Source organism: Mycobacterium sp. E3305 (genome assembly GCF_001666785.1).
GTDB lineage: Bacteria > Actinomycetota > Actinomycetes > Mycobacteriales > Mycobacteriaceae > Mycobacterium.
This window is the reverse complement of record NZ_LZJA01000073.1, coordinates 17,236-41,064: the sequence shown is the minus strand read 5'-3', so window position 1 is coordinate 41,064 and position 23,829 is coordinate 17,236. Positions and strand designations below refer to the sequence as shown.

At 67.0% G+C, this 23,829-nt stretch carries 28 protein-coding genes; 17 read left to right on the top strand and 11 right to left on the bottom strand.

The genetic code is table 11. The features are described 5' to 3' along the window. Positions 1-130: 130 nt before the first annotated feature. Positions 131-1,198 (bottom strand): amidohydrolase family protein, encoded by a 1,068-nt coding sequence (locus A5701_RS06820; RefSeq protein ID WP_067750083.1) that lies wholly within the window; start codon positions 1,196-1,198, stop codon positions 131-133. 24 nt (positions 1,199-1,222) lie between these two features. Here A5701_RS06820 and A5701_RS28005 point away from each other — a divergent pair, with 24 nt between their 5' ends. Together A5701_RS28005 and A5701_RS06815 are read left to right on the top strand one after the other, a co-directional pair. Further along, the gene (locus tag A5701_RS28005) at positions 1,223-1,366 is read left to right on the top strand and encodes a hypothetical protein (RefSeq protein ID WP_156669961.1); all 144 of its coding nucleotides are present in this window, start codon (positions 1,223-1,225) and stop codon (positions 1,364-1,366) included. Positions 1,367-1,523: 157 nt separating this feature from the next. Next, positions 1,524-2,720, top strand: coding sequence for an MFS transporter (locus A5701_RS06815; protein WP_369807395.1), 1,197 nt, complete (start codon positions 1,524-1,526; stop codon positions 2,718-2,720). A 13-nt stretch (positions 2,721-2,733) separates the two neighbouring features. Here the strand turns inward: A5701_RS06815 and A5701_RS06810 are convergent, their stop codons facing one another. Next, entirely contained in the window at positions 2,734-4,008 is a 1,275-nt protein-coding gene (locus A5701_RS06810) for a competence/damage-inducible protein A (RefSeq protein WP_067750081.1), read from the bottom strand. A 48-nt stretch (positions 4,009-4,056) separates the two neighbouring features. Then, positions 4,057-4,362 (bottom strand): MTH1187 family thiamine-binding protein, encoded by a 306-nt coding sequence (locus A5701_RS06805; protein ID WP_067750079.1) that lies wholly within the window; start codon positions 4,360-4,362, stop codon positions 4,057-4,059. Between the two features lie 51 nt (positions 4,363-4,413). Between A5701_RS06805 and dtd the strand changes: the two genes are divergently transcribed. Together dtd and A5701_RS06795 are read left to right on the top strand one after the other, a co-directional pair. Next, positions 4,414-4,845, top strand: coding sequence for a D-aminoacyl-tRNA deacylase (dtd, locus tag A5701_RS06800; protein ID WP_067750077.1), 432 nt, complete (start codon positions 4,414-4,416; stop codon positions 4,843-4,845). Positions 4,846-4,905: 60 nt separating this feature from the next. After that, on the top strand, positions 4,906-5,817 hold the full coding sequence (locus tag A5701_RS06795; protein WP_067750075.1) for a class I SAM-dependent methyltransferase: 912 nt from the start codon (positions 4,906-4,908) through the stop codon (positions 5,815-5,817). Between the two features lie 4 nt (positions 5,818-5,821). On the opposite strand, the gene A5701_RS06790 is transcribed toward A5701_RS06795, so the two are convergent. Next, positions 5,822-6,847, bottom strand: coding sequence for an alcohol dehydrogenase catalytic domain-containing protein (locus A5701_RS06790; RefSeq protein WP_067750069.1), 1,026 nt, complete (start codon positions 6,845-6,847; stop codon positions 5,822-5,824). A 10-nt stretch (positions 6,848-6,857) separates the two neighbouring features. Continuing rightward, positions 6,858-8,789: an NAD(P)/FAD-dependent oxidoreductase gene (locus A5701_RS06785; protein ID WP_067750067.1), complete on the bottom strand. Its 1,932-nt coding sequence runs from the start codon at positions 8,787-8,789 to the stop codon at positions 6,858-6,860. Between the two features lie 467 nt (positions 8,790-9,256). On the opposite strand from A5701_RS06785, the gene A5701_RS06780 reads away from it, so the two are divergent. Both A5701_RS06780 and A5701_RS06775 read left to right on the top strand, forming a co-directional pair. Next, complete coding sequence (locus tag A5701_RS06780; RefSeq protein WP_067750065.1) at positions 9,257-9,721, top strand: hypothetical protein; 465 nt, start codon at positions 9,257-9,259, stop codon at positions 9,719-9,721. A 124-nt stretch (positions 9,722-9,845) separates the two neighbouring features. After that, positions 9,846-10,976, top strand: a complete 1,131-nt coding sequence (locus tag A5701_RS06775) for a nitronate monooxygenase (RefSeq protein WP_067750060.1) — start codon at positions 9,846-9,848, stop codon at positions 10,974-10,976. Positions 10,977-10,984: 8 nt separating this feature from the next. Here A5701_RS06775 and A5701_RS06770 read toward each other — a convergent pair whose 3' ends face one another. Genes A5701_RS06770 through A5701_RS06760 form a run of 3 tightly spaced genes read right to left on the bottom strand, consistent with a single transcriptional unit; the run spans position 10,985 to position 11,970 of the window. Beyond that, positions 10,985-11,212: a hypothetical protein gene (locus A5701_RS06770; protein ID WP_067750059.1), complete on the bottom strand. Its 228-nt coding sequence runs from the start codon at positions 11,210-11,212 to the stop codon at positions 10,985-10,987. Between the two features lie 57 nt (positions 11,213-11,269). Further along, positions 11,270-11,560, bottom strand: coding sequence for a hypothetical protein (locus tag A5701_RS06765; RefSeq protein WP_067750058.1), 291 nt, complete (start codon positions 11,558-11,560; stop codon positions 11,270-11,272). Between the two features lie 11 nt (positions 11,561-11,571). Then, positions 11,572-11,970, bottom strand: a complete 399-nt coding sequence (locus A5701_RS06760) for a hypothetical protein (protein ID WP_067750056.1) — start codon at positions 11,968-11,970, stop codon at positions 11,572-11,574. 211 nt (positions 11,971-12,181) lie between these two features. On the opposite strand from A5701_RS06760, the gene A5701_RS06755 reads away from it, so the two are divergent. From A5701_RS06755 to A5701_RS06745, 3 genes are read left to right on the top strand one after another with little or no spacing between them, the layout of a single operon-like run. Continuing rightward, entirely contained in the window at positions 12,182-13,465 is a 1,284-nt protein-coding gene (locus A5701_RS06755; protein WP_067750054.1) for a cytochrome P450, read from the top strand. Positions 13,466-13,475: 10 nt separating this feature from the next. After that, complete coding sequence (locus tag A5701_RS06750; protein ID WP_067750052.1) at positions 13,476-14,489, top strand: alcohol dehydrogenase catalytic domain-containing protein; 1,014 nt, start codon at positions 13,476-13,478, stop codon at positions 14,487-14,489. A 14-nt stretch (positions 14,490-14,503) separates the two neighbouring features. Next, entirely contained in the window at positions 14,504-15,052 is a 549-nt protein-coding gene (locus A5701_RS06745; RefSeq protein ID WP_067750050.1) for a YceI family protein, read from the top strand. An 11-nt stretch (positions 15,053-15,063) separates the two neighbouring features. Here the strand turns inward: A5701_RS06745 and A5701_RS06740 are convergent, their stop codons facing one another. Further along, the gene (locus A5701_RS06740; RefSeq protein WP_067750048.1) at positions 15,064-16,170 is read right to left on the bottom strand and encodes a hypothetical protein; all 1,107 of its coding nucleotides are present in this window, start codon (positions 16,168-16,170) and stop codon (positions 15,064-15,066) included. Positions 16,171-16,771: 601 nt separating this feature from the next. Between A5701_RS06740 and A5701_RS06735 the strand changes: the two genes are divergently transcribed. Next, positions 16,772-17,758, top strand: a complete 987-nt coding sequence (locus A5701_RS06735; protein ID WP_067750046.1) for an esterase family protein — start codon at positions 16,772-16,774, stop codon at positions 17,756-17,758. Between the two features lie 73 nt (positions 17,759-17,831). Here the strand turns inward: A5701_RS06735 and A5701_RS06730 are convergent, their stop codons facing one another. Next, positions 17,832-18,449, bottom strand: coding sequence for a hypothetical protein (locus tag A5701_RS06730; RefSeq protein WP_197498852.1), 618 nt, complete (start codon positions 18,447-18,449; stop codon positions 17,832-17,834). A gap of 44 nt (positions 18,450-18,493) precedes the next feature. On the opposite strand from A5701_RS06730, the gene A5701_RS06725 reads away from it, so the two are divergent. From A5701_RS06725 to A5701_RS06700, 6 genes are all read left to right on the top strand, one after another. Further along, positions 18,494-19,075 (top strand): chorismate mutase, encoded by a 582-nt coding sequence (locus A5701_RS06725; protein ID WP_067750044.1) that lies wholly within the window; start codon positions 18,494-18,496, stop codon positions 19,073-19,075. A gap of 93 nt (positions 19,076-19,168) precedes the next feature. Then, positions 19,169-19,618 (top strand): resuscitation-promoting factor RpfC, encoded by a 450-nt coding sequence (gene rpfC, locus A5701_RS06720; protein ID WP_197504929.1) that lies wholly within the window; start codon positions 19,169-19,171, stop codon positions 19,616-19,618. A gap of 38 nt (positions 19,619-19,656) precedes the next feature. Further along, positions 19,657-20,130, top strand: a complete 474-nt coding sequence (locus tag A5701_RS06715; RefSeq protein WP_197498853.1) for an SRPBCC family protein — start codon at positions 19,657-19,659, stop codon at positions 20,128-20,130. 6 nt (positions 20,131-20,136) lie between these two features. Then, positions 20,137-20,970, top strand: coding sequence for an SDR family oxidoreductase (locus tag A5701_RS06710; protein WP_067750040.1), 834 nt, complete (start codon positions 20,137-20,139; stop codon positions 20,968-20,970). Positions 20,971-20,983: 13 nt separating this feature from the next. Continuing rightward, a complete protein-coding gene (locus A5701_RS06705) occupies positions 20,984-21,403 on the top strand; it encodes a lipoprotein LpqH (protein WP_067750038.1) in 420 nt (139 codons plus the stop codon). 54 nt (positions 21,404-21,457) lie between these two features. Continuing rightward, entirely contained in the window at positions 21,458-22,789 is a 1,332-nt protein-coding gene (locus A5701_RS06700; RefSeq protein WP_067750036.1) for a cytochrome P450, read from the top strand. Here the strand turns inward: A5701_RS06700 and A5701_RS06695 are convergent. Continuing rightward, positions 22,786-23,118, bottom strand: coding sequence for a hypothetical protein (locus A5701_RS06695; RefSeq protein ID WP_067750035.1), 333 nt, complete (start codon positions 23,116-23,118; stop codon positions 22,786-22,788). The two genes, A5701_RS06700 and A5701_RS06695, sit on opposite strands and share 4 nt — an antisense overlap. A gap of 73 nt (positions 23,119-23,191) precedes the next feature. Here A5701_RS06695 and A5701_RS06690 point away from each other — a divergent pair, with 73 nt between their 5' ends. After that, entirely contained in the window at positions 23,192-23,635 is a 444-nt protein-coding gene (locus A5701_RS06690) for a nuclear transport factor 2 family protein (RefSeq protein ID WP_067750034.1), read from the top strand. Positions 23,636-23,829: the final 194 nt, after the last annotated feature.

Sequence of the window (23,829 nt, the reverse complement as noted above, 5' to 3'; positions counted from 1 at the left end):
TCCGTATCGTCCGAGGCTATCGGGTCGCTTGACACGGCGTTTGTGCGGGAGGCCGGCGATAACGCGGTACATCCGCGACCGCCATTGAGCCAACTCCGGTCGCTGGTTGCCAGTCGCCAACCAGCAGAACCTAATTCAGGTTGTAGAAGCGCTGCGCGTTCAACCCACCGATTTTTTCGCGTGCCTCTTCGCTGATGTCCGGGCGAGTCCGCAGGTGCTTGGTGCTTTCCGGCCATTCGCCGTCCCAGTGCGGGTAGTCGCTGGCGAACATGATGAAGTCGGCGCCCAGCACGTCGATCACCCCGGGCAGGATGGGCTCCTCCGGCTCGCACGTCACCCAGATATTGCCCGCGGCCAGATATTCGTGCGGATCGCGGCGCCAGCCGCGTTCGACCCAGTCGCCTCGCTTCTCGTAGTGCTCGTGCAGGCGATCCATGAAGAACGGGACCCACCCCGCGCCGGCCTCGAGGAAGGCGACGCGCAACTGCGGGTGGCGCTCGAAGACACCGCCGGACACCAACGCCGTCATCGCCGTCATCTGGTCGAACGGAAAACTGATGCAATGCACCTGAATGTAATTGGTGAACCGGTCCACGCCGATCTTCGGCAGGTGAATGCCCGGGGCGCCGTGGATGCCCAACGGCATCTCCAGATCCACCGCCGCGGCGTAGAAGGGGTCGAGGTCGGGGTGGTCGAGGTTTCGCGTCTTGAGCGCCGGCGGCACCAGGGTCGCCACCAGCCCAAGGTCTTTCGCTTCGGTCATGACGTCGATCGCCGCCTGGCCATGCTCGATCGGGGTCACGGCGACGCCCCGCAACCGTCCACCCGACGGTGCGCAGTAATCCGCGATCCACTGGTTGTAGAGCCGGGCGAACCCGGCGGCGAACTCGGGATCCTCGAGGGTGGGCGCGCACAGGCCGAGGCTCGGGTACAGCACCATCGTGTCGATGTGGTCGCGGTCGGCGTCGCCCAGCACGCCCTCGGTGGATCGACAGTTGATGTCGGGCGCATCGCTGATGCCGTGCTCCGGCGGACACCCCGCACCCGGGCCCCGGTCCTCCGGGTAGTTGCGGCCTTCGAACGTCAACCGCATCCGCCCGTCGGTGCTGGGCTTGACGTACTGCGGCCAGCGTTTGATCGCTTCGATCGCCAGCGAGGGATTCTCGGCGACGTGTCCGTCGGCGTCGATGATGCGCATGTATCCGGAACTTACTCTCGCGGATTGCATGTTGAAACGGCTCTGCGACCGCGTGGTGGCTACGAGCACGTCGGCGCCGCGATCTACATCAACAGCGGCGGTCCCGGCGCACTATGGCGCCACAGCCTCTACGCCTATCGGCAAGGGCTGCGGAGGTTGGTGGGATGAGCGCGGGGTGAAACCCGCCGTCGTGGCACGCGGGCAGAAAGACTCGCCATCGCGCGCCCGGTAGGCCACGATGCTCAACGTGACAACACAAAGTCCTCGAAACAAGCTGACCGCCGATCAGCGAAACTCGTTCGTCGCGGCGTTGCTGGGCTGGACGATGGACGCCTTCGACTACTTCATCGTCGTGCTCGTCTACGCCGACATCGCCAAGACCTTCCACCACAGCAAGGCAGAGGTCGCCTTCGTCACCACCGCCACCCTGATCATGCGTCCCGTCGGCGCGCTGCTGTTCGGGTTGTGGGCCGACCGTGTCGGGCGCCGGCTGCCGCTGATGGTGGACGTGATGTTCTACTCCGTGGTGGGCTTCCTGTGCGCGTTCGCACCCAACTTCACCGTGCTGGTGATCCTGCGGCTGCTCTATGGCATCGGCATGGGCGGTGAGTGGGGCCTGGGCGCCGCGCTGGCGATGGAAAAGGTTCCCGTCGAGCGACGCGGCTTCTTTTCCGGGTTGCTCCAGGAGGGCTACGCGTTCGGCTACCTGCTGGCGAGCGTCGCCTCGCTGGTGGTGATGAACTGGCTCGGGTTGTCGTGGCGGTGGCTCTTCGCGCTGAGCATCGTCCCCGCTCTGGTCAGCCTGATCATCCGTTACCGCGTGGAGGAGTCCGAGGTCTGGGAAGCCGCGCAGGACCAGATGAAACTGACCAGCACCAGGATCCGCGACGTGCTGCGCGACGGGGCGATCATCCGCCGATTCTTCTACCTGGTGCTGCTGATGACGGCATTCAACTGGATGAGCCACGGCACCCAGGACGTCTACCCGACCTTCCTGACCTCGACCGCCAACCACGGCGCCGGCCTGTCCAGCGCTACCGTCAAATTGATCGTGATCGTCTACAACATCGGCGCCATCATCGGCGGGCTTGTCTTCGGCACGCTGTCACAGCGGTTCAGCCGCCGCTACACCATCATCTTCTGCGCGATGCTCGGCCTGCCGATCGTGCCGCTGTTCGCCTACTCGCGCACGGCGGCGATGCTGTGCCTCGGTTCATTCCTGATGCAGCTGTTCGTGCAGGGCGCGTGGGGCGTAATCCCCGCCCACCTGACCGAGATGTCGCCGGACGCGATCCGCGGCCTGTACCCCGGCGTCACCTACCAGTTGGGAAACCTGTTGGCGGCGTTCAACCTACCCATTCAAGAGCGCCTTGCCGAGTCGCACGGGTATCCCTTCGCCCTGGCGGCGACGATCGTGCCGGTGCTGATCGCGGTCGCGTTCCTGACGCTGATCGGCAAGGACGCCACGGGCATCCGCTTCGGGACCGCCGAAAGCGCTTTTCTGCCAACCGAAATGACGTGATCGGGCGTCGCTCCTAGTCGGCCGCGCTGAGCAGTCGCAGCAGCAGGTGCATCGCCACGGTCGTCGAGCGCTCCCGGATGTCGGAGCGGTTGCCGGGCAGCCGCAGGGTTCGGGTGTCCTTGCGGCCGTCGATGAGGGTCACGTTGAAACAGACCGTCCCGATGGGTTTTTCGGGTGTGCCACCGCCGGGGCCTGCGATGCCGGTGATCGCGACGGCGGTGTCCGCGCCGAAGCGGCGGATGGCGCCGGCCGCCATCGCCTCGGCCACCGGCTCGGACACCGCTCCGTGCGCCTCGATCAGCGCCGGGTCAACGCCGAGCAGCTCCGCTTTGGCCTCGTTCGAGTAGGACACCACCCCGCCGGCGACGTAGTCCGACGATCCGGGGCGGTCGGTCAGCCGCGCGGCCAGCAGCCCCGCCGTGCAGGATTCGGCCGTTGCGATCCGGCGGCCGGCCAGCGCCCGGGCCACCAGGTCGTCGACTGTGGAGCCGTCCTCGGAGAAGAGCTGCTGAGAGTGCTTGTCGCGCACCAGCTGCATCAGTTTCGCGTAGCTGGCTGCGGCGTCCGGCTCGTAGCGGGTAACCATCTCGACCTCGCCCCGCCGTAGGCAGGTGGTGATCTCGAGCGACTCGAAGCCCGGCACCGACGTCTCGGCGTCGCGCAACGTCTCGGCCAGACCCGATTCGGGCAGCCCGAACATTCGCACGGTTTCCTGCCGATAGAGCGTTCGGCCGGCGATCGCCTGCTGCGCCGCGGGCGTCTCGATGGCCCGGCTCCACATCGGCTGCAGCTCCCGCGGCGGGCCCGGAAGGACGATGACCGTCGGCTTGCCGGGGACGACGACACCCGGCGCGGTGCCCACCGGGTCGAGCACCTGCGCTCCGGCGGGAATCATCGCCTGCTTGCGGTTGGCGGCGCGCACCGCGTCGAAGTCGACGCCCTCGAAGCGGGCCATCAGCTTCTTGAGGATGTTCGCGATCTTGTTCTCGGTCTCGTCGTCCAGCACCAAGTCGCGGCCGCAGAAGCGCGCCACCACCTCGACCGTCATGTCGTCGGCCGTCGGGCCCAGGCCGCCGCTGGTGACGATCAGGTCCATGCCTTGTTCCGCCATGAAGCGCAGCTGCGCCTCGATGTCTTTCGCGCGGTCGCCGCAGATCGTGATGTGCGCCAGCTCGACGCCCAGCTCCAGGAGGCGATCCGCGATCCAGGGACCGTTCGCATCTTGGACGCGCCCGGTGAGGACTTCGGTTCCGGTGACGACGATGCCTGCGCGTGCGCTCACCGGCATGAGCCTACTGGCAGCGCGAGAAGGCATAGCCGAGCGAGGCGTTCTGGGTTAGCCGCCTTCGAGGTAACGCTCGACGGTGGCGACCTTCTGCGTCATCGCGTCGCTGACCCCGGCCCGCCAGTCCGCCTTGATCACCGTGCTGACCCGGGGCGCGCGGGCGGCGACCGCCTCCACGGCGCGCTGTACGACCCCCATCACCTCTTCCCAGGTTTCGCCCTCGATGACGGTGAACATCGAATCCGTCCGGTTGGGCAGGCCGGAATCGCGGACCACCCGAACCGCTTCGGCGACGATCTCGCCGACGCCCTCGCCCACCCCCATCGGGGTGACGGAGAACGCCACGAGCACAGACATCCAACGAGCCTACCCAAGCTGTTCGGGCCCGGCCTGGCAGCATCAAGGCCCATGCGGGTCCTGGTGCAGCGGGTGACGTCGGCGACGGTGGCGGTCGACGGTGCAGTGGTGGGCGCCATTCGGCCGGCCGGTCAGGGCTTGTTGGCTTTCGTGGGCGTCACCCACGGCGATGATCTCGACAGGGCGCGCCGGCTCGCTGAAAAGCTCTGGTATTTGCGGATTCTCGACGACGAACGATCGGCGGCCGACGTTGGCGCGCCCATACTGGTGGTCAGCCAGTTCACCCTCTACGCCGACACCGCCAAGGGCCGACGGCCGTCGTGGAACGCGGCCGCGCCGGGCGGAGCAGCCGAGCCGCTGGTCGCGGCCTTCGCCGACGCGCTGCGGCGGCTGGGCGCCGAGGTCCAGACCGGGGTGTTCGGTGCGAGCATGCAGGTCGAACTGGTCAATGACGGTCCCGTCACGGTGCTCCTCGAACTCTGAACCGACGGGTACGTTGGATACGTCTCTTGCCGGGGCCGATTGTTGATGGGAGGGGCGATCATGAGCCCGACGCCTGAGTTTGGGTCGCTCCGTTCCGACGACGACAACTGGGACATCGTCAGCAGCGTGGGTTACACCGCCCTGCTGGTGGCCGGATGGCGCGCGCTCCACGCGCTGAGCCCGCGACCACTCGTCCGGGATGACTACGCCAAGGTTTTCATCGAAGCGTCGCGGGACCCCTACTTGGCGGCCAAGCTCGCAAACCCGGGGACCTCCGAAGACGAGCTGGCCTTTCCTCGCCTCTACGGCGTGCAGACGCGGTTCTTCGACGACTTCTTCGTCGAGGCCGGCGCCGCGGGCATCCGCCAGGCGGTGATCGTCGCCGCCGGTCTGGACTCCCGCGCGTATCGGCTCGAATGGGTCCAGGGCACAAGGATTTTCGAGGTCGATCTACCGAAGGTGCTGGAGTTCAAGGCCCACGTGCTCGCCCAGCACGGCGCCAAACCCAAGGCCCCCCGGGTCGAGGTCGCGGCCGACCTGCGCGCCGACTGGTCCAGAGCCCTGGAGGACGCGGGCTTCGACGTGGAGCGGCCCAGCGCCTGGTCGGTGGAGGGCGTGCTGCCCTACCTGACCGACGAGGCCCAGAACACGCTTTTCACCCGGATCAGCGGACTCAGCGCGCCCGGCAGCCGAATCGCCATCGGGGCGTTGGGTTCCCGCCTCGACCATGACCAACTCGAGGCCCTGGAGACGGCCCATCCCGGCGTCAACATGTCCGGCGACGTCGACTTTTCCGCCCTGACCTACGAGCCCCAGACGGACCCCGCGGAACGGCTGGCCGCCCACGGTTGGTCGGTCGATCCCGTCCGCAGCACGCTCGACTTGCAGGCCGGCTACGGAATGACCCCGCCGGACGTCGACGTCAAGATCGACAGTTTCATGCGGTCCCAATACATAACGGCCACCCGGTAGCGGGCTACGGCGTCAGCAGGATCTTCACGTCGTCGCCCGACCGAGACGCCGCCGTGGCGTAGCCCTTCGCCGCCTCGTCCAGCGGCAGCGTCGTCGTGAAGATGCCGTCGACATCCAGCCGCCCGGACTGCAGCAGCGGGATCAATTCCGGCCAGGTGCGCTGCACGGGCGCGGTCGTCATCCGCAGGGTGATGCTGCGGATCAGGCAGCCCAGGGCGTTGAGCGGGAACGGATTCATGTCGTGCACGCCGACAACCGAGACGGTACCGCCCGCTCGCACCGCATTGAGAGCGTCCGTCAGGGAGGCGTCCGTGGCGACGGCATCGATCACCGCGTCCGCGCCGCGGCCACCGGTGGCGTCGAGGATGGCCCCGACCGCGGGGGCCTTCAGGGGTGTCGCCCCCCACTTGGCGGCGCGGTCCAGCCGCCCGTCCACCTGATCGACCGCGAAAACCGTTGCGGCGCCTTGGAACAGCGCGCTGCGCAGCGAGCACAGTCCGACAGCGCCCAAGCCGATGACCGCCACGGTGCCGCCGAACGGGATGTCGGCGCGTTGCGCCGCCGCCCAGCCGGTGGCGAGGTTGTCGGTGAGCAGCAGCGCCTGTTCGGTGCTGATCGATTCCGGCATCTTCAGCAGCTGGAAGTCGGCGGCGGGCACGGCCAGCAGATCGGCCTGCGCGCCACCGAGCAAGCCGCCGCCGAATATCTGGAACCCGTTGTGGCACAAGACCGGATCGCGGGTGGCGCAGCCTGCGCAGGCGCCGCACCCGGTCACCGACGACACCATGACGAGGTCGCCCACCTTGACGGTGCGCACCTGCGGGCCCGCCTCCACCACGGTGCCGATCGCTTCATGTCCCAGCGCAATCGGCTCGGGCATCGGGAAATCGGCCTCGTAGAAGTGCAGGTCGGAACCACAGATGCCGGCAGCGGTGACCTGGACGATCGCTCCGTCGGGGCCGGGAAGGGCGGGATCTGGCCGGGTTTCCACCCGGATGGCGCGGGGCCCGTCGACGACTACCGTGCGCATGCTGGCGTGCTCACTTCCCTTGCCGTACCACGAATTGGGCCCAATCGGGCTCGCGGACCGCCGCCCAGTACTCGTTGAGGCGCCACGGACTGACGGTGTGGATCTCCCCGTCGGCGTTCTTGAAGTAGGAGTGTTTGACCGCGGGGTGCGCCCACACCATCTTCTTGATCTGGGTCTGCGTCCGCTCATGCCACGCGGCGGCGGCGTCGGGCTTCGGCTCCAGCGAGTGCACGTCCCCTTCGGCCAGCCGCGCCAGGCACTGGTCGATGTAGCGCATCTGCAGTTCGGACTGGAAGATCAGGCTGCCACCGTGGGCGAGGTGGGTCCCGGGCCCGTAGATGATGAACAAGTTGGGGAACTTCGGGACGGTGATGCCGAGGTAGGCGTACGGACGGCTCCCCCACATCTCGCGCAGGTCGACCCCGTCGCGACCGGTGATCTTCAGCGGCCACAACACGTCGGTGTGCCGGAATCCCGTGGCGTACACGATGATGTCGGCCTCGTGCGTCTCGCCGTCTTGGGTGACGATGCCGTGTGGGGTGATCCGCCGGATGGGCGTGCGCACCAGGTCGACGTTGTCGCGTCGCAGCGTCTGCAGCCAGCTGCCGTTGTCCTGCAGGGTCCGTTTGCCGCAGGCGGGATAGTCCGGCATCACCTTGCCCAGCAGTTCGTCCCCTTCACCGACCTGGCTGGTGATCCACTGGGAGAACATCATCTGGGCGGCGGCGTTGATGTCGCTGACGGCGTGGTCCTGGTCGGCGTAGTTCGGGTCGCTTTCCGCGGCGTCCAGGCCCTTGTCGGACCCGGGCCAGAGCACCAGAAACCGGTACCACCGTCCATAGAACGGCAGGTGGCGCATGGCCCAGCGCATGCCCTCGCCGACCTCGTCGTGGTACATCGGGTTGGGGAACATCCACTGCGCGGTCCGCTGGAACACGGTGAGGTGCTCGACCTCCGGGGCGATGCTGGGGGCGATCTGGAAGCCGCTGGCGCCGGCGCCGATCAGCGCGACCCGCTTGCCGCGCAGGTCGACCGAGTGGTCCCAGGCGGCGGAGTGAAATGACGGCCCCGCGAAGCTGTCGGCGCCGTCGAAGTGGGGGATGTTCGGCCGGTTCAGCTGGCCGACCGCGGTGATCAGGGCTCGCGCGCGCACGGTGCTCGTCTGGCCCTCGGCGCCGCGCAGCCGGATGCTCCAGGTGGCGTCGTCGTCGACCCACTCGGCGGCCAGCACCTCGGTGTTCCACAGCACGTGCTCGGCCAGGTCGTGCTTCGCCATGACCTTCGTGAAGTAGTCCTGCAGCTCGTGCTGTTCGGCGAAGAAATGCGTCCAGTCGTTATTGGGTTCGAAGCTGTAGCAATAGAAGTGGTTCGCGACGTCGACGCGCGCACCGGGATAGCTGTTCTCCCACCATGTTCCGCCCGGTCCGGCGTTCTTCTCCACGATGGTGAACGGAATGTTTGCCTGCTTGAGCCGGATTCCGGCCAGGATGCCCGATTCGCCGCAGCCGACGACGAGGACCGGCATGTCCGCCGCGCCGTCAGCCGGCAGGGCATGGGGGCGGCGGGGATCGACGCCGTCGAGGTCCATCTCTTCCAGGATCAGCGGCAGGTAATCGTCGGGCACGTGCTCGCAGGCCGCCCAGTCCATCATCTCCCGAATGAGGTCGAGGCTCAGGGGCTTTGGCTCTGGGCAACCGCGGTCCCGATAGTCGATGATCGCCGGCAGGGCCGCCGCGCGGGCCCGCGCCTTGTCCTCCTCGGACATGAACCCCTGAATCTCGTTGAGGAAGACGCCCATCTGTTTGAAGTCGCGGATGAACCGCGGGTCACCGGTGATGTGCACCAGCGAAAGCAACAGCGTCGGGATGCTGACGTCCGCGAGGGCGGCCTCGATCTCCGCCGTGGACGTGGTGAAGGGATCGCCGGCATAGGCGCTGCGCATCGAGCCGATCCTCTCGGAGACGGGCGTAACCCAATTACGCGACGTGCGGTGTCGTAATTGGCAGCACTACGCTACCCGCTGGCCACGGAGCGGATCAATAGTCCGATCGCTACGGCGGGTCGACGTCCTCGTCCCCGTCCGACATCAGCTTTTCGGGGTGGTGGAAGGTAGGAGTGGCCGAGAATGCGGGAAACGACATCGCTCAGCGCGGCATAGTCCGCGGCGATCTCCTCACGGTTACTCGAACGCATGTTCGAATAGTACGGCGGGCCACCGACAACAATCCGTTCGGCGACCAGACGGATGTCGAGCGGTCCCTGAATGACGAGTTTGAGCTGTCTGATCCCGCTCGCCCCGATCGCCGCTGAAACTCAAGTGGCAGAAGTGATTCCATTTCGACGTGGGGCTGGGAAACAATGGGTGCACGTCGACGCGTGCTCCCAGTGGCACGGAGATGGAGGAGCGCCATGGCCTCGTTGCTCACGGCCTGCGCCGGATTCCTGCTCGCAGTCTTGTGGATGGATCTGATCTTCGATGTGCAGGTGCTCCGATTCCGTTCTCCGCCAGCCGATCTGCCCGAGGAGGTGCTCGCTTCCATCGCGGCTTACTACCATCGCGCCACCACCACGTCTCGCCCGATGAATCGGCTGATCGCCGCCGTCATGGTGATCCTGGTGGCGGCGTTGACCTACCAGTCCGCGCTGGGGCCGGAGCCGTGGTGGCTGCTGGCACTGTCGGTCGTCCTGGCCGGGCTTCCGATCATGCTCGCGCTGACGCAAACGGTCCCCGACGCGGTGCGGCTGGGGCGGCGCGCGGACGATCCGCCCGAGCAGACCCGGCTGGCGCGCTCCGTCTGCCGGGATCACCTGGTGTGTGCCGGCTGCATGTTCGCGTTCGTGGCGCTGTGGGTCGTGCGCAGCGCCGCACTCTGACGGGGCCGACGGGTCGTAGTGACAAAACGCAGGTCAAGACCCGCTGGCCACGTCAATGCGGTTCGTACTAAACTAGAACACGTTTCAATTTGTTGAGCTTCGGTTCCGCGCCCCAGGAGTAGGCATGCACACCGCCATCTGCGATGAGCTTGGTATTGAGTTTCCGATTTTCGCGTTCACCCACTGCCGTGATGTCGTGGTGGCGGTCAGCAAGGCCGGGGGGTTCGGCGTCCTCGGCGCGGTCGGCTTCACCCCCGAGCAGCTGGAGATCGAACTCAACTGGATTGACGAGAACATCGGCGACCACCCCTACGGCGTCGACATCGTCATCCCGAACAAGTACGAGGGCATGGACTCGCACCTCTCGGCCGAAGAGCTCGCCGAGACGCTGCGCAAGATGGTGCCCCAGGAACACCTCGACTTCGGCAAGAAGATCCTCGCCGACCACGGCGTGCCGATCGAGGACAGCGACGGCGACAGCCTGCAGCTGCTCGGGTGGACCGAGGCGACCGCCACGCCCCAGGTCGAGGTGGCGCTGAAGCACCCGAAGGTGAAGATGATCGCCAACGCGCTCGGCACTCCCCCGCCCGACATGATCAAGCACATCCACGAGGCCGGGCTCAAAGTCGCCGCGCTGTGCGGCTCGCCGTCGCAGGCCCGCAAGCACGCGGACGCGGGCGTCGACATCATCATCGCCCAGGGCGGCGAGGCCGGCGGCCACTGCGGTGAGGTGGGCTCAATCGTGTTGTGGCCGCAGGTGGTCAAGGAAGTCGCCCCCGTGCCGGTGCTGGCGGCCGGCGGTATCGGCAGCGGCCAGCAGATCGCCGCGGCGTTGGCGCTGGGGGCCCAAGGCGCATGGACGGGCTCGCAGTGGCTGATGGTCGAGGAATCCTCGAACACGCCGGTTCAGCAGCAGGCGTACGTCAAGGCGGGCAGCCGGGACACCGTTCGCAGCCGGTCGTTCACCGGTAAGCCGGCCCGCATGTTGCGCAACGACTGGACCGAGGCGTGGGAGCAGCCGGACAACCCGAAGCCGCTCGGTATGCCGTTGCAGTACATGGTCTCCGGCATGGCGGTGCGGGCCACCAACCGGTACCCGAACGAGAGCGTGGACGTCGCGTTCAATCCGGTCGGTCAGGTCGTCGGTCAGTTCACCAAGGTGGAGAAGACGGCGACCGTCATCGAGCGCTGGGTGCAGGAATACCTGGAAGCGACCAACCGGCTTGACGAACTCAACGAGGCCGCGTCGGTCTGACGGCGGAACTAGACCTCGTCGTCGTCGAGCGCGTCGCGGCCGCTGAACATCTCCCTCGTCCTGTCGACCGCGTACGTGCCGATCTCGATCGAGTTCTGAACGATCCCGCTGGCGCCGCCGGAGATGTCACCGCGGATGATGTCGCTGGCGTGTTCGACGATGTCGGAGGCCTTTTCGACCGCGTTGGTCGCGATGTCCTTGGCCGCGTCGACCGCATCCTTCGGGTTGAAAGCCATCTCGAGTCTCCTTTGGTCGCAGGACAGTTGCTATGACTCTAGCCGGGGTGCGCCGGGCTAGTAGTTCACCAGGCTGCGCCAGTAGTCCTCGGGGATTTCGGCCCCGGACCGCAAGATTCGGGCCAGGCCGACGGCCATCGCGATCCCCAGCAGGCCGAGCCACAGCCCGGCCAGCCCGATGATTCCCCACAGCACGGCGGTGACCGCGGGCCACGGCGACAGCACTGCGAGGACCGGCGCGAAAAAGAATCCCGTCCCGATGTACCACGCCGAGCCGGCACGATCGGACGCGAGGACGAACCGAAGCCAGCGCGGGACGAGGGTCTCGCCGGGCCGGCCGTCGTTCATGACTCAGCCGCTCATCCAGCCGGAGGGAAGAATCCCGCCCCGGTGAACCAGCCCTCTTGCCAACCCTGCGCCCCCAGGCACAGCATCGGCAGCCCGCGATCCGACTGCGCCGCCGCCTGCGGTCCAGGGCACTTCGCGCCGGCCTGCTGCACCCCGTACAGGGGGTAGGAGATGACCCAATACCCGGTGGTGGCCGCGGGGAACTGGTTCGGCGGGGGGAAGTGGCACGCCTCGGCCTGGCCGCTGGGGCCCCGACCGAAGATGAAGCGCTCGTAGTTGTCGCACGGCGCGCCCAACGAGGCCTGATAGTTCATGCCTGGCACGTCGCCGTCGTACCCGGCTGCGGCGCTCGGCGCCATGCCGATCGCGATGCCCGCTATCGAAGCGGCGCTGAGCAGTTCCCGAATCATGTTCCACCCCGCCTGTCGTCGCCGGTGACCTGCACCAAAGCATATCCATCGAGACGCGGGCCACAAGACCGTATCGGCCAGGCGGCCCGAGAACGAGGAACACGTTTCAATTTGTGCCCGGCGATCTTGTGTCAACGCTTCCCAACCGTGGTGCGGCAATGGTTTATTTGCACAAAGACGACTAGACCACTTCGTCATCGAGGAGCGGGCAATGCCAACCGTCGAGCCAACCGCCAAGCCGGTCCCCAATCTTCCTCCCGGATTCGACTTCACCGACCCGGACATCCACGCCGAGCGGTTGCCGGTGGAGGAACTGGCCGAACTGCGGCGGACCGCGCCGATCTGGTGGAACGAACAACCGATCGGGGCCGGCGGATTCGACGACGGCGGCTTCTGGGTGGTGTCCAAGCACAAGGACGTCAAAGAGGTCTCGCTACGCAGCGACGTCTTCTCCAGCCTGAAAAACACCGCGCTGCCGCGCTACAAGGACGGAACGGTCGGCGAACAAGTCGAACGCGGCAAGTTCGTCCTGCTCAACATGGATGCGCCGCAACACACTCGGCTGCGCAAGATCATCTCGCGGGCGTTCACCCCCCGGGCCATCGAGCGCCTGCGCGACGACCTCGCCGAGCGGGCGCGGCGCATCGTCGCGGAAGCGGCGGCGGAGGGGCGCGGTGACTTCGTCGAGCAGGTCTCGTGCGAGTTGCCGTTGCAGGCGATTGCCGGGTTGATGGGTGTGCCGCAGGAAGACCGCAAGAAGCTCTTCCACTGGTCCAACGAGATGGTCGGCGACCAGGATCCGGAGTTCGCCAGCAACGACGCCATCACCGCGTCCGTCGAACTCATCATGTACGGCATGCAGATGGCCGCCGACCGGACGGCGAATCCGGGCGAAGACCTCGTCACCAAGTTGGTCCAGGCGGACATCGACGGCCACAAGCTCTCCGACGACGAGTTCGGCTTCTTCGTCATCCTGCTGGCCGTGGCCGGCAACGAAACAACCCGCAACTCCATCACCCAGGGCATGATGGCCTTCACCGACTTCCCCGATCAGTGGGAGCTGTTCAAGAGGGAGCGCCCCGCCACCGCGGCCGACGAGATCGTCCGGTGGGCCACCCCGGTGACGTCATTCCAGCGCACCGCGCTCGAGGACTACGAACTGTCCGGCGTGCAGATCAAGAAGGGCCAGCGGGTGGTGATGGTCTACCGCTCAGCCAATTTCGACGAGGACGTCTTCGACGACCCGTTCACCTTCAACATCCTGCGCGACCCGAACCCGCACGTGGGTTTCGGCGGGACCGGCGCGCATTACTGCATCGGCGCGAACCTGGCGCGCATGACCATCGACCTGATGTTCAACGCCATCGCCGACGGCATCCCGAACCTGGAATCGATCGGGAAGCCCGAACGGCTCCGATCCGGCTGGCTCAACGGGATCAAGCACTGGCAGGTCGACTACCACACCGACGGCGCGAAATCCCCTGCCGCCCAGTAGCCTCAACTGCATGGCAACCCATCGAGCAGTTCACGTAGCGTCGGCCGGGGCACCGTTGGAACTGGTCGATGTCGAAACCAAGCCACCGGGACGCGGTGAGGCGCGGATAACCGTGACCGCGTGCGGAATCTGCGGCACGGACGCACACTTTGTCGCCGGTGGCTTCCCCGGCATGACGTGGCCGTTGACGCCCGGGCACGAAATCGCCGGGACGATAGCCGAACTCGGTGCGGGTGTGGACGGTTTCGCCGTCGGCGATCGGGTCGCGGTCGGGTGGTTCGGCGGGTGCTGCTACCACTGCGATGAATGCCGGAAAGGCCACTTCATCCATTGCGAGAACGGGAAGGTCCCCAGCTACCAATATCCAGGCGGGTACGCGGAATCGGTGACCGTCCCGGGGAGCGCGCTCGCTCGCATACCGGAAGGGCTTTCCGACGCGGAAGCCGCGCCGATGGGATGCGCCGGTGTGACCACCTATAACGCGCTGCGCCATACGAAGGCGGTGCCGGGCGACCGGGTCGCCATCCTCGGTGTCGGCGGGCTCGGGCACCTCGGGGTGCAGTTCGCCCGGGCGATGGGCTTCGAGACCATCGCCATCGCTCGCGGCACCGGCAAGGAGGGGGACGCCCGGAAGTTGGGCGCCCACCACTATATTGACTCCACTGCCACCGATCCCGCAGAGGCGCTGAAGGCCTTGGGTGGGGCCGCGGTCGTGCTGGCGACCGCGGGCAACTCGCCGGCGATGGCCGCGACCGTCGGCGGGATATCGCCGCAGGGCGAGCTCGTCACCATTGGCGTCACGCCGGAACCGTTGCCGATCAGTCCCGTCCAGCTCATCACACCCGGGATCAGCATCGTCGGGCATCCCTCGGGCACGGCGAAAGATGTTGAAGACACAATGCATTTCGCCGTGCTGTCCGGGGTGCGGGCCTGGGTCGAGGAACTGCCGCTGTCGCAGGCCGCCGAGGGCTACGCGGCGTTGGAGCAGGGACGCGCGCATTACCGCACGGTCCTGACGATGTGATCGCACATCGGCCCATGACCGACGAGTGGCGACTGGACGCGTCCGACGGCGAACTACTGCTTGCCACGGGAGTCCAGGGCCGCGCCGCCCGGATGGGGCACCGGCTCACGATCGCGATGACCCGCTGGCACGCCACCGTGAGCTGGGCCGGTTCCGAGCCGGCCGCGGTCGAGCTCGTGGTCGAAACCGACTCGCTTGAGGTGCTGCGCGGCGAGGGCGGTGTCAAGGGATTGTCCGCGCCCGAGAAGGCCTTGGTGCGGTCCAACGCCCTGAAGTCGTTGGATGCCAGCCGGTTTCCCGAGATCCGTTTCGTCGCACGGGCGGTCGACAAGACCGGCGATGGATACCGGCTCAGCGGCGAACTCACCGTGCGGGGGAAGACGCGGAACCACGTAATCGAGCTGCGGACAGAGGATCTCGGGGACGCGTGGCGCATGTCCACCGAGTCCACGGTCCGGCAGACGGACTACGGCGTCAAGCCGTACTCACTGCTGATGGGTTCGCTCCAGGTCGCCGACGACGTTGCGTTGTCCTTCACCGCGACGCACGCGAAGGACGCCTGAGCGGTTCGACGTCAGGGCTGCGGCAGCGCGGGCGCCTGTGGCGCCGAGTCGCCCGTCGGCTCACCGGCGTCGGCCGGTATGTGCTCGAGAACCCTTGTCAGGTAGGGCTGCCGGGTACCGGGTTCGGACTGCTGCACCTCTGGGGCGGCGGGTTCGGTAATCGGTTCACCGGCGGGCACCTTCGCCTGCGGGGTCAGCGGCGCGACGACCGGGGGCGGCGCCACGGCTTCGGCGATTTGTGGTGTGGGCGGCTGCACCGCGTGCCGTGGGCCAGGCTTGCTGGCCGGGGCCAACTGAATACCCACGGCGAGCGATAACGAGGAGACGAACGTGACCACACCGGCGGCCAGGGTGGTGACGGCGCCGGCGTATGAAAGCTTGCGCGGCGGTGCGGGCGGTGCGGCGGGCGCACTGTCCTGCATCACCAACTGCTCGTCGGTGAACTCGGTGCTGCGGGCGGCGGTCAGCGCCGCGCCCCGTGCGATGGTCACCTGCGCCATCGTTTGCACGAAAACCGGTACCGGCAGCGTCTTTTCGAGTTGCCAGGAGAAACCGTCGACGTCGCTCTGCGCGCCGACGACGACGACCCCGCCCGGCTGCCAGCCATTGCGGTCGAACATGCCGCTCAGCCAGCGGGTCAGGCCGTCGAAGCCGCCGCCCACCTGCTTGGTGGCCGTCCGTGTCTCCCCGTCGTGAGTGTCGACCATGGCAACGGTCGTCCCCTCACGTTCGAGCAGGCAGACGGCGGTCTGCTCGTAGCCGATGACCGGCGCGATGGCCTGGGCCAGTGTTTCGACCGCGTCGAGCGCACGGACCGGCACGACGTTGTCGAGGCCGGCGTCGGTAAGCGCTTCCAGCAGCAGTGCCGCCTGGGCGGACGCTTCGTCGTTCCAGGTAACCCCGATGACGCGCAGCCGACGATCGCTGGCAGCCGCCTGCGCTTCCACCCGCAATACCTCGTCGGCTACTTGCTCTGCGGTACTGAGGGCGCGGACGCCGCGGCCTGGGACCAGCGCCATCTCCCGGTGGTCCAGGATGGTGCCGTCCGCGCCGTGTCCCTCAGCGAGGACCCACCCAATGGCGGTCGGCGTCACTGATAGCCCAAGTACCGTGTCCAAAACTTATGCCCCAAATCGGTCCCGGACCTCCGACACCCTCACCGCACCGCGCGCACCAGTAATTCCCCTGGTGAGGTGGTTCGTGAGAGCCGGAACGGACCGAGAAAATGTGGTCTCCATCGGCTTGCTCCGTGAGAGCCTACGCGGTCGGCGCAAGTCCGGCTGCCCCGGTTCGGCTTCGCCCCCGGGCGACAACCGCCGCCCGCGGACGGGACGCGCCGGTGAGCGAGCGGCCCGCGGCGCCGCGAAACCGTCGCATGTTTCCGCCGTGATAAAGCTCTTGCGCACCGAATCGGCCTTTTCCGCTGCGGTTAGCCGTCGCGGAGCGGGCGCCCGTCACGGCGGGACCGAGAATGGGCCTTTGTGCCATTGAGTAAAACCCGGGCCCAGCCACCGCTGCCAGGCGTTTTGGACCGGTCCCCGGTGGTGCCGGGTGGCGAACCGGCCGGCCGGTGGGGCTGCCGTGCCCTAATCCGGGCCGCGAAATTGCCGGAAGAAAAGCGATACCAAATCGAGACGACACCGCGTCCCGATCGACATTCGGCCTATTCACCCGGTAAATTCCTGCTGAGACCGCCATCACATACGACAAGGGGCAGGTATGACAGAACTGAGCGAGAAGGTCCGGGCCTGGGGGCGCCGGCTATTAGTCGGTGCGGCAGCGGCAGCGGCCCTGCCGGGCCTGGTCGGTCTTGCCGGCGGCGCGCCGACCGCGGGCGCGTTTTCGCGCCCGGGTCTGCCCGTCGAGTATCTACAGGTGCCGTCCGCCTCGATGGGCCGCAACATCAAGGTCCAGTTCCAGAGCGGCGGAAGCGGCTCCCCGGCGGTGTACCTCCTCGACGGGTTACGCGCTCAGGACGACTACAACGGCTGGGACATCAACACGCCCGCGTTCGAGTGGTACTACAAGTCGGGTCTCTCGATCGTCATGCCGGTCGGCGGGCAATCCAGCTTCTACACCGACTGGTACCGCCCCGCGTGCGGAAAGGCCGGCTGCTCGACCTACAAGTGGGAAACGTTCCTGACCAGCGAACTGCCCGGGTACCTGTCGTCCGAGAAGGGTGTCAAGCCGAACGGCAGCGCCGCGGTCGGGATCTCGATGGCGGGTGCTTCCGCGATGAACCTGGCGAATTACCACCCGGCCCAGTTCGTCTATGCCGGGTCGCTGTCTGGCTACCTCAGCCCGTCCACGGGGCAGGGCTGGATAGGTTTGGCGATGGGCGACGCCGGCGGCTATAAGAAGGAAGACATGTGGGGGCCTGACAACGACCCCGCGTGGCAGCGTAACGACCCCTTGGTCAACGTCAACCTGCTTGTCGAACACAACACCCGGCTCTGGGTGTACTGCGGCAACGGGACTCCGAACGAACTGGGCGGTGCCAATTTGCCGGCCACGTTCCTCGAGAGCAACTTCATGATCGGCGTCAATAAGAAGTTCCAAGACGCCTACAACGCGGCCGGCGGCCACAACGCCGTGTTCAACTTCCCGCCCTATGGAACCCACAGCTGGGAGTACTGGGGCGCCCAGCTCAACGCCATGAAGGGCGACCTGCAGAGCAGCCTGGGTGCCACCCCCGGCGGCGGATAACCTCAGCTGTACCGAGCTCACCGCTGCGCCCGACGACGACGCCGTCGGGCGCAGCGGTGCGTTTCGGGCCCGATCAGCTCGGCCTGGCGAACTCGCCGGTGATATCGGTCCAGGCGGTCGCGTCCGCGCGGTGATCGGTCATGTTCCGGCATTCGCCGTAGACGCGCAGCACGCCCACATTGGGCTCGTCGTCGTGGCGGTAAACGATCACCGTGACGGCGTCCTTGGTAAACGTCGTGGCGAAGGCGTGATTGTTGGGCGGCAGGCCCTCGGTCCAGCCGTGGTCGGTCAGCGTTGCGGCGATTCGGGCGAAGTACATGTCGGCCCGCGGCGCGGCGGGCACCGAGAACGTCAGGTAGACCGCGCCTTGGTACGGCGGGTCGTCGCGGTTCTTGCACGACATCAGCGAGTAGCCGGCCGACGCCGTCCGCAAGGCCGCCGCGGCCACGACGTTCCGGGCCGATTGGACAACCTGAGTCCTCGACTGATCGTCACTCACCGGGCTGGCGGGATGGTCGAGGGCGTCGGCGGGCGTGGAATGCAGGCGGTCGATCATCAGGATCGCAGCGCCCAACAACAACGAAAGCGCCAGCGCAACCGCAATCAGCGCACGAATCTGCTTCGAACGCAACGACTTTCCGCGCTTCCCGCCAACGCGCTGCGGGCCGCGCCTGCCCATGATCGACGACATCAGCACTTCAGGCTAACTCCGAAGTGCCCCGCTGCCGCAGAATCATGGTCATGACCTGCCGCCGCATCAGCCTGACCGCGCGCTGCGGCGTCTTCGTCGGCGCGCTGGCCGTGTTCGTCGCATCGCCGGCGGCGGCGGACGACGCGGACGCGCTCACCGAGTTGGTCGACGCCGCCGCGCAGCGGTTGCAGATCGCCGAACCGGTGGCCGCGGTCAAGTGGCAAACCCACGGGCCTATCGAAGACCCTGACCGCGTCCAGCAAGAACTCGCGAAATTGGCAACCCAGGCCTCGGCCCGGCAAGTCGACCCCGACTACGTCACCAAGGTCTTCGGCGACCAGATCAACGCCACCGAGGGGATCGAATACCGCCGGTTCGCGGACTGGAAGCTCGATCCCGCGGGCGCACCGACCCAGTCGGCGGACCTGGCGGCGTCCCGGTCGGCGATCGACGACCTCAACCAAACGATGCTGAACCAGATCGTGGCCGACTGGGACCTGCTGCATTCGGCCGCCTGCCCCGCGTTGCTCGACCTCGCCAGGGACGGCGTCGTCCGCACGCGCCGGCTCGACGCCATCTACCAACGGGCGCTGGCGTTAGCAACCCGGTCATATTGCCAGCAATAATTTATTTTTTCCTCAACGGTTTCTAACACTTTCTTCCCGTGCCGCAATAAGGCCATTTCCGCAGCTGGAAGGCATATCTCGCACCATTTTCGAATGGGTAACGCTTTGGCCACAGCGGCCGAAATCCATCACATGAAAATTCTCTGCAAGCCTCTCGTCAAGTCCCTGGCGGTCGGCGGGTTCGTTGCAGCGTCGATAGCTTCGTCCACCGGTATCGCCACCTCCGCCCCCACCCCCAACTGGGACGCGGTCGCCCAGTGCGAGTCCGGCGGTAACTGGCACGCCAACACCGGCAACGGTGAGTACGGCGGACTTCAATTCAAGCCGGCCACCTGGGCCGCGTACGGCGGTGTCGGCAACCCGGCGGCCGCCACCAGGGAGCAGCAAATCGCCGTGGCCAACCGGGTTTTCGCCGACCAGGGCGTGGAAGCGTGGCCGAAGTGCGGCGCGCAATCGGGCCTGCCGATCGGTTGGTACTCGCACCCCGCGCAGGGCATCAAGGAGATCATCAACGGGCTGATCCAGGCGGCGGCTCCGCACTGACGATCAACCACCGTCGCGGTCTATGACCGAGCGGGAAGCTGTGTTTGGATCAGCGCATGGAAGGTTCGGCCACTGTTCATATGGCGGCGTCCGCGGACAAGATCTGGGATCTCATCGCGAACGTTCGCAATATCGGACGGTTCTCCCCGGAAGTGTTCGAAGCCGAGTGGCTGGGTGACGCAAGTGGCCCGGCCCTCGGCGCCAAATTCCGCGGCCACGTCAGGCGCAACGAGATCGGACCGGTGTATTGGACGACCTGCGAAGTCACCGCGTGCGAACCCGGCCGCGAATTCGGTTTCGCGGTGCTGCTCGGTGATCGGGCGGTCAACAACTGGCACTACCGGTTGGCGCCCAGCGGCGGCGGCACGGACGTGACCGAGTCGTTCCGGCTCAACCCCGCCCCCTGGCTCGGCCTCTACTGGCTGTTCGGTGGCTTTCTGCGCAAGCGCCGCAACGTCCGCGACATGACCAAGACGCTGAACCGCATCAAAGACGTGGTCGAGACGGGCTGACGCGCAGTGAAATCGGTCTTCATCACCGGCGCGGGCAGCGGCATGGGCCGCGAGGGCGCAAAGCTCTTCCACGCCAAGGGCTGGCGGGTCGGTGCCGTGGACCGCAACGAGGACGGCTTGGCCACGCTGCGCGACGAACTGGGCGGCGACCGGCTGTGGACGCGCCGCGTCGACGTCACGGACAAGGCGGCCCTGGAGGGTGCCCTGGCCGACTTCTGCGCCGGCAACACCGGCGGCGGGCTCGACATGATGTGGAATAACGCCGGCATCGGCGAATCCGGCTGGTTCGAGGACGTGCCCTACCAGGCCGCCATGCGCGTCGTCGACATCAACTACAAGGCCGTGCTGACCGGCGCCTACGCGTCGTTGCCATATTTGAAGGAGACGCCGGGCAGCCTGATGTTTTCGACGTCGTCCTCGTCCGCGACCTACGGGATGCCGCGCCTCGCGGTCTATTCGTCGACCAAGCACGCGGTCAAGGGCCTGACCGAGGCGCTCAGCGTCGAGTGGCAGCGACACGGCGTCCGCGTCGCCGACGTGCTGCCCGGTCTGATCGACACCGCCATCCTGACCACGACGACTAATCACTCCAACGACCGCCGCGCGCCGATGACGGCGGAGGAGCTGCGCGCCACCGCGCCCAAGAAGGGCATGCTCCGATTGATGCCGGCGAGCAGCGTCGCGGAAACCGCGTGGCAGGCTTACCACCACCCGAAGCGGTTGCATTGGTACGTGCCCAAGAGCATTCGGCTGATCGACTTCTTCAAGGGTCTGAGTCCGGAGTTCGTGCGACGCAGCATCGTCAAGTCCCTGCCCAGGATGATGCCGGATCGGCAGTGAAGGAGGTGAACCGGTGCGAAACCGGTTACTCGCGGTTGTCGTCCTCGTGATCGCCGGTTTCGGCCTCGCGGGGTGCGGTCAGGCCCAGACCACGCCGCGGAAAGCGGCCCGCCTGACCATCGACGGCGCCACGCACAGCACGCGGCCGCCGTCGTGCAGCCAGAACCAGCAGTACCGCACCATCGACATCAAGGACCGCGACGGCGCCGTCGAGGCCGTGGTGCTCACCAGTGGTTACCGGGTGATGCCCCAGTGGGTGAAGATCCGCAACGTCGACGGGTTCACCGGCAGCTTCTGGGAAGGCGGGGTGGGCGACGCGCACGCCGAGGTCACCAACGACGCGTACACGATCACCGGCAGCGCCTACGGCATCAACAGCAGCAACCCGAACAAGGTCATCACGACCGACTTCAAGATCATCGCCGAGTGCTGACCCGGTCAGGGATTCGGGCCTAGGCTCGGAAGACATCGATCGTTGGAGGGGGCGGTGAAGGAACGACTGCACTGGTTGGCGATGCACGGTTTCATCCGGGGCGTCGCGACGCTCGGGGTCCGGCGGGGAGACCTGCACGCCCGGCTGATCGCCGATCCGACGGTGGCCGCCAATCCGGTGGCCTATTACGACGAACTGCGGGCCGCGGGCCCATTGGTCAAGGGCCGCGTCAGCTACCTGACGGCCGATCATGCGCTCGCCCACGAGCTGCTGCGTTCCGACGACTTCCGCGTGGTGATGTTCGGCGCGAATCTGCCGGGGCCGTTGCGATGGTTGGAGGGCCGCACCCGCGACGACCTGCTGCATCCGCTTCGCGCGCCGTCGCTGCTCGCCGTCGAGCCGCCGGACCACACCCGGTATCGCAAGACGGTGTCGGCGGTGTTCACTCCCCGGGCGGTCGCCGCGCTGCGGGACCGCGTGGAGCAGACCGCCACCGAGCTGTTGAACCGGCTGGCCGCCGAGTCCGGCGCCTCCCAGGTCGTCGACATCGTGGGGCGGTTCTGTTCGCAGCTGCCGGTCGCGATCATCAGCGACATCCTCGGCGTACCCGAGCCGGACCGGCGGCGGGTGCTGGAGTTCGGTGAGCTCGCCGCGCCGAGTCTCGACATCGGGCTGACGTGGCAGCAGTACCGCAGTGTGCAGCGAGGGCTGGCCGGCTTCAGCTCCTGGCTCGACGAGCATCTGAGCCGGCTGCGGCGCGCCCCGAGCGACAATCTGATGAGCCAGCTGATTCAGATAGCCGAAAGCGGCTCTGCCGAGACATATTTGGACTCCAACGAGCTGCAGGCGATCGCCGGGCTGGTGTTGGCGGCCGGATTCGAGACCACGGTCAACCTGCTGGGCAACGGGATCCGCATGCTGCTGGACGCGCCCGACCGCCTCGACACCCTGCGGCGCCGCCCCGAGCTGTGGCCCAACGCCGTCGAGGAGATCCTGCGGCTGGAGTCGCCGGTGCAGCTGACCGCACGGGTGGCATTGGGCGACGTCGAGCTGGCGGGCCAGCGGCTCCGGCGCGGCGACCTGGTGCTCGTCTATCTGGCCGCCGCCAACCGCGACCCGTCCGTCTTCGCGGATCCGCACCGCTTCGACATCGAACGATCCAACGCCGGAAGGCATCTCGCGTTCTCCGGGGGCCGGCACTTCTGCCTGGGCGCCGCGCTGGCGCGCGCCGAAGGAGAAGTGGGGCTGCGCACGTTCTTCGACCGGTTCCCCGAGGCGCGCGGGGCGGGCGCGGGCAGCCGGCGCGACACGCGGGTACTGCGGGGCTGGTCGTCGCTGCCGGTGGCGCTGGGACCGGCGCGGTCCATGGCTCGCGTCGACGGCTAGGGATCCGCGCGCCAACGAAAAGTCAGGCGCGCCAAGATGACCGCCGCCGGCAGGGCGCCGGCACCGAAAATGGCCAATTGCCAGGCCCACCCGGTCGCCTTGCTGGCCAGCCCTTCGCTGTGCGTGACCTCGTCACCGGCCGGCGTTCTGGCCAGGCAGCCGCGGCTCTTCGCCCACCAGTCGTCGTGCACCAGCCGGTAGCCGTTGCCGGCTACCCACTCCCGGCAATCCTGGCTGACGGCCCAGAACCCGTACGCGATCGCTGCGCAGCTCCCGGCCAGCAGCGCGCCGACGGCTACCGCGATCAGGAGCTTCGCTCGCCCGCTCACGGATTCATCCTCTACGAACGGTGTTGACACTCGTCCGGCAACCGAGTTTATTGGCGCTATGACAGACGTATCTATGATCTCGGTCGAGGATGTCGTATTCGGGCTATGGCAGGCGCTCTCGCGGCGGGACTGGGAGGCGGTCAAGACGTTCCTGTCCGATGACTGCCTTTACGTCGACATGCCGGTGCCCGCGTTGTCGGCGCGCGGACCCGAAGACATCGTCAAGCGGCTGAAGATGGGCCTCGAGCCGCTGGCCGCTTACGAGAATCACGACGGCGTGCTGGTGTCCAACGGTTCCGACGTGCTGTACGAGCACTCCGAGACGTGGACGTTCACCACGGGTGAGCAAGGCGTGCTGAGATTCGTGACCGTGCACAAGGTCGCCGACGGCAAGATCACCGTGTGGAAAGACTATTGGGACATGAACTCCTTGGTGGCCTTCGCTCCCCCGAACCACTTCGAGAACCTCGCGACGGCCGACACCAGCTGGGTCTTCGACGCGACAAGCTTGGTCTAGCCGACTCGTCCACTCATTTCTCTCCTGGTGTGAGCGCACAAGCGCTCCCCCTCAACTGACCAAGCGGAATGTTCCGGGCTGGGTAGCCAGACTGAGAAACGCTTCGGCGCGCCCAACCACGTTGTCGCCGTGGCAGGTTGGGCAACCCGCGTTCGAGTACTCGAGACGAGTGACTGCGGCGCCGAACATCAGAT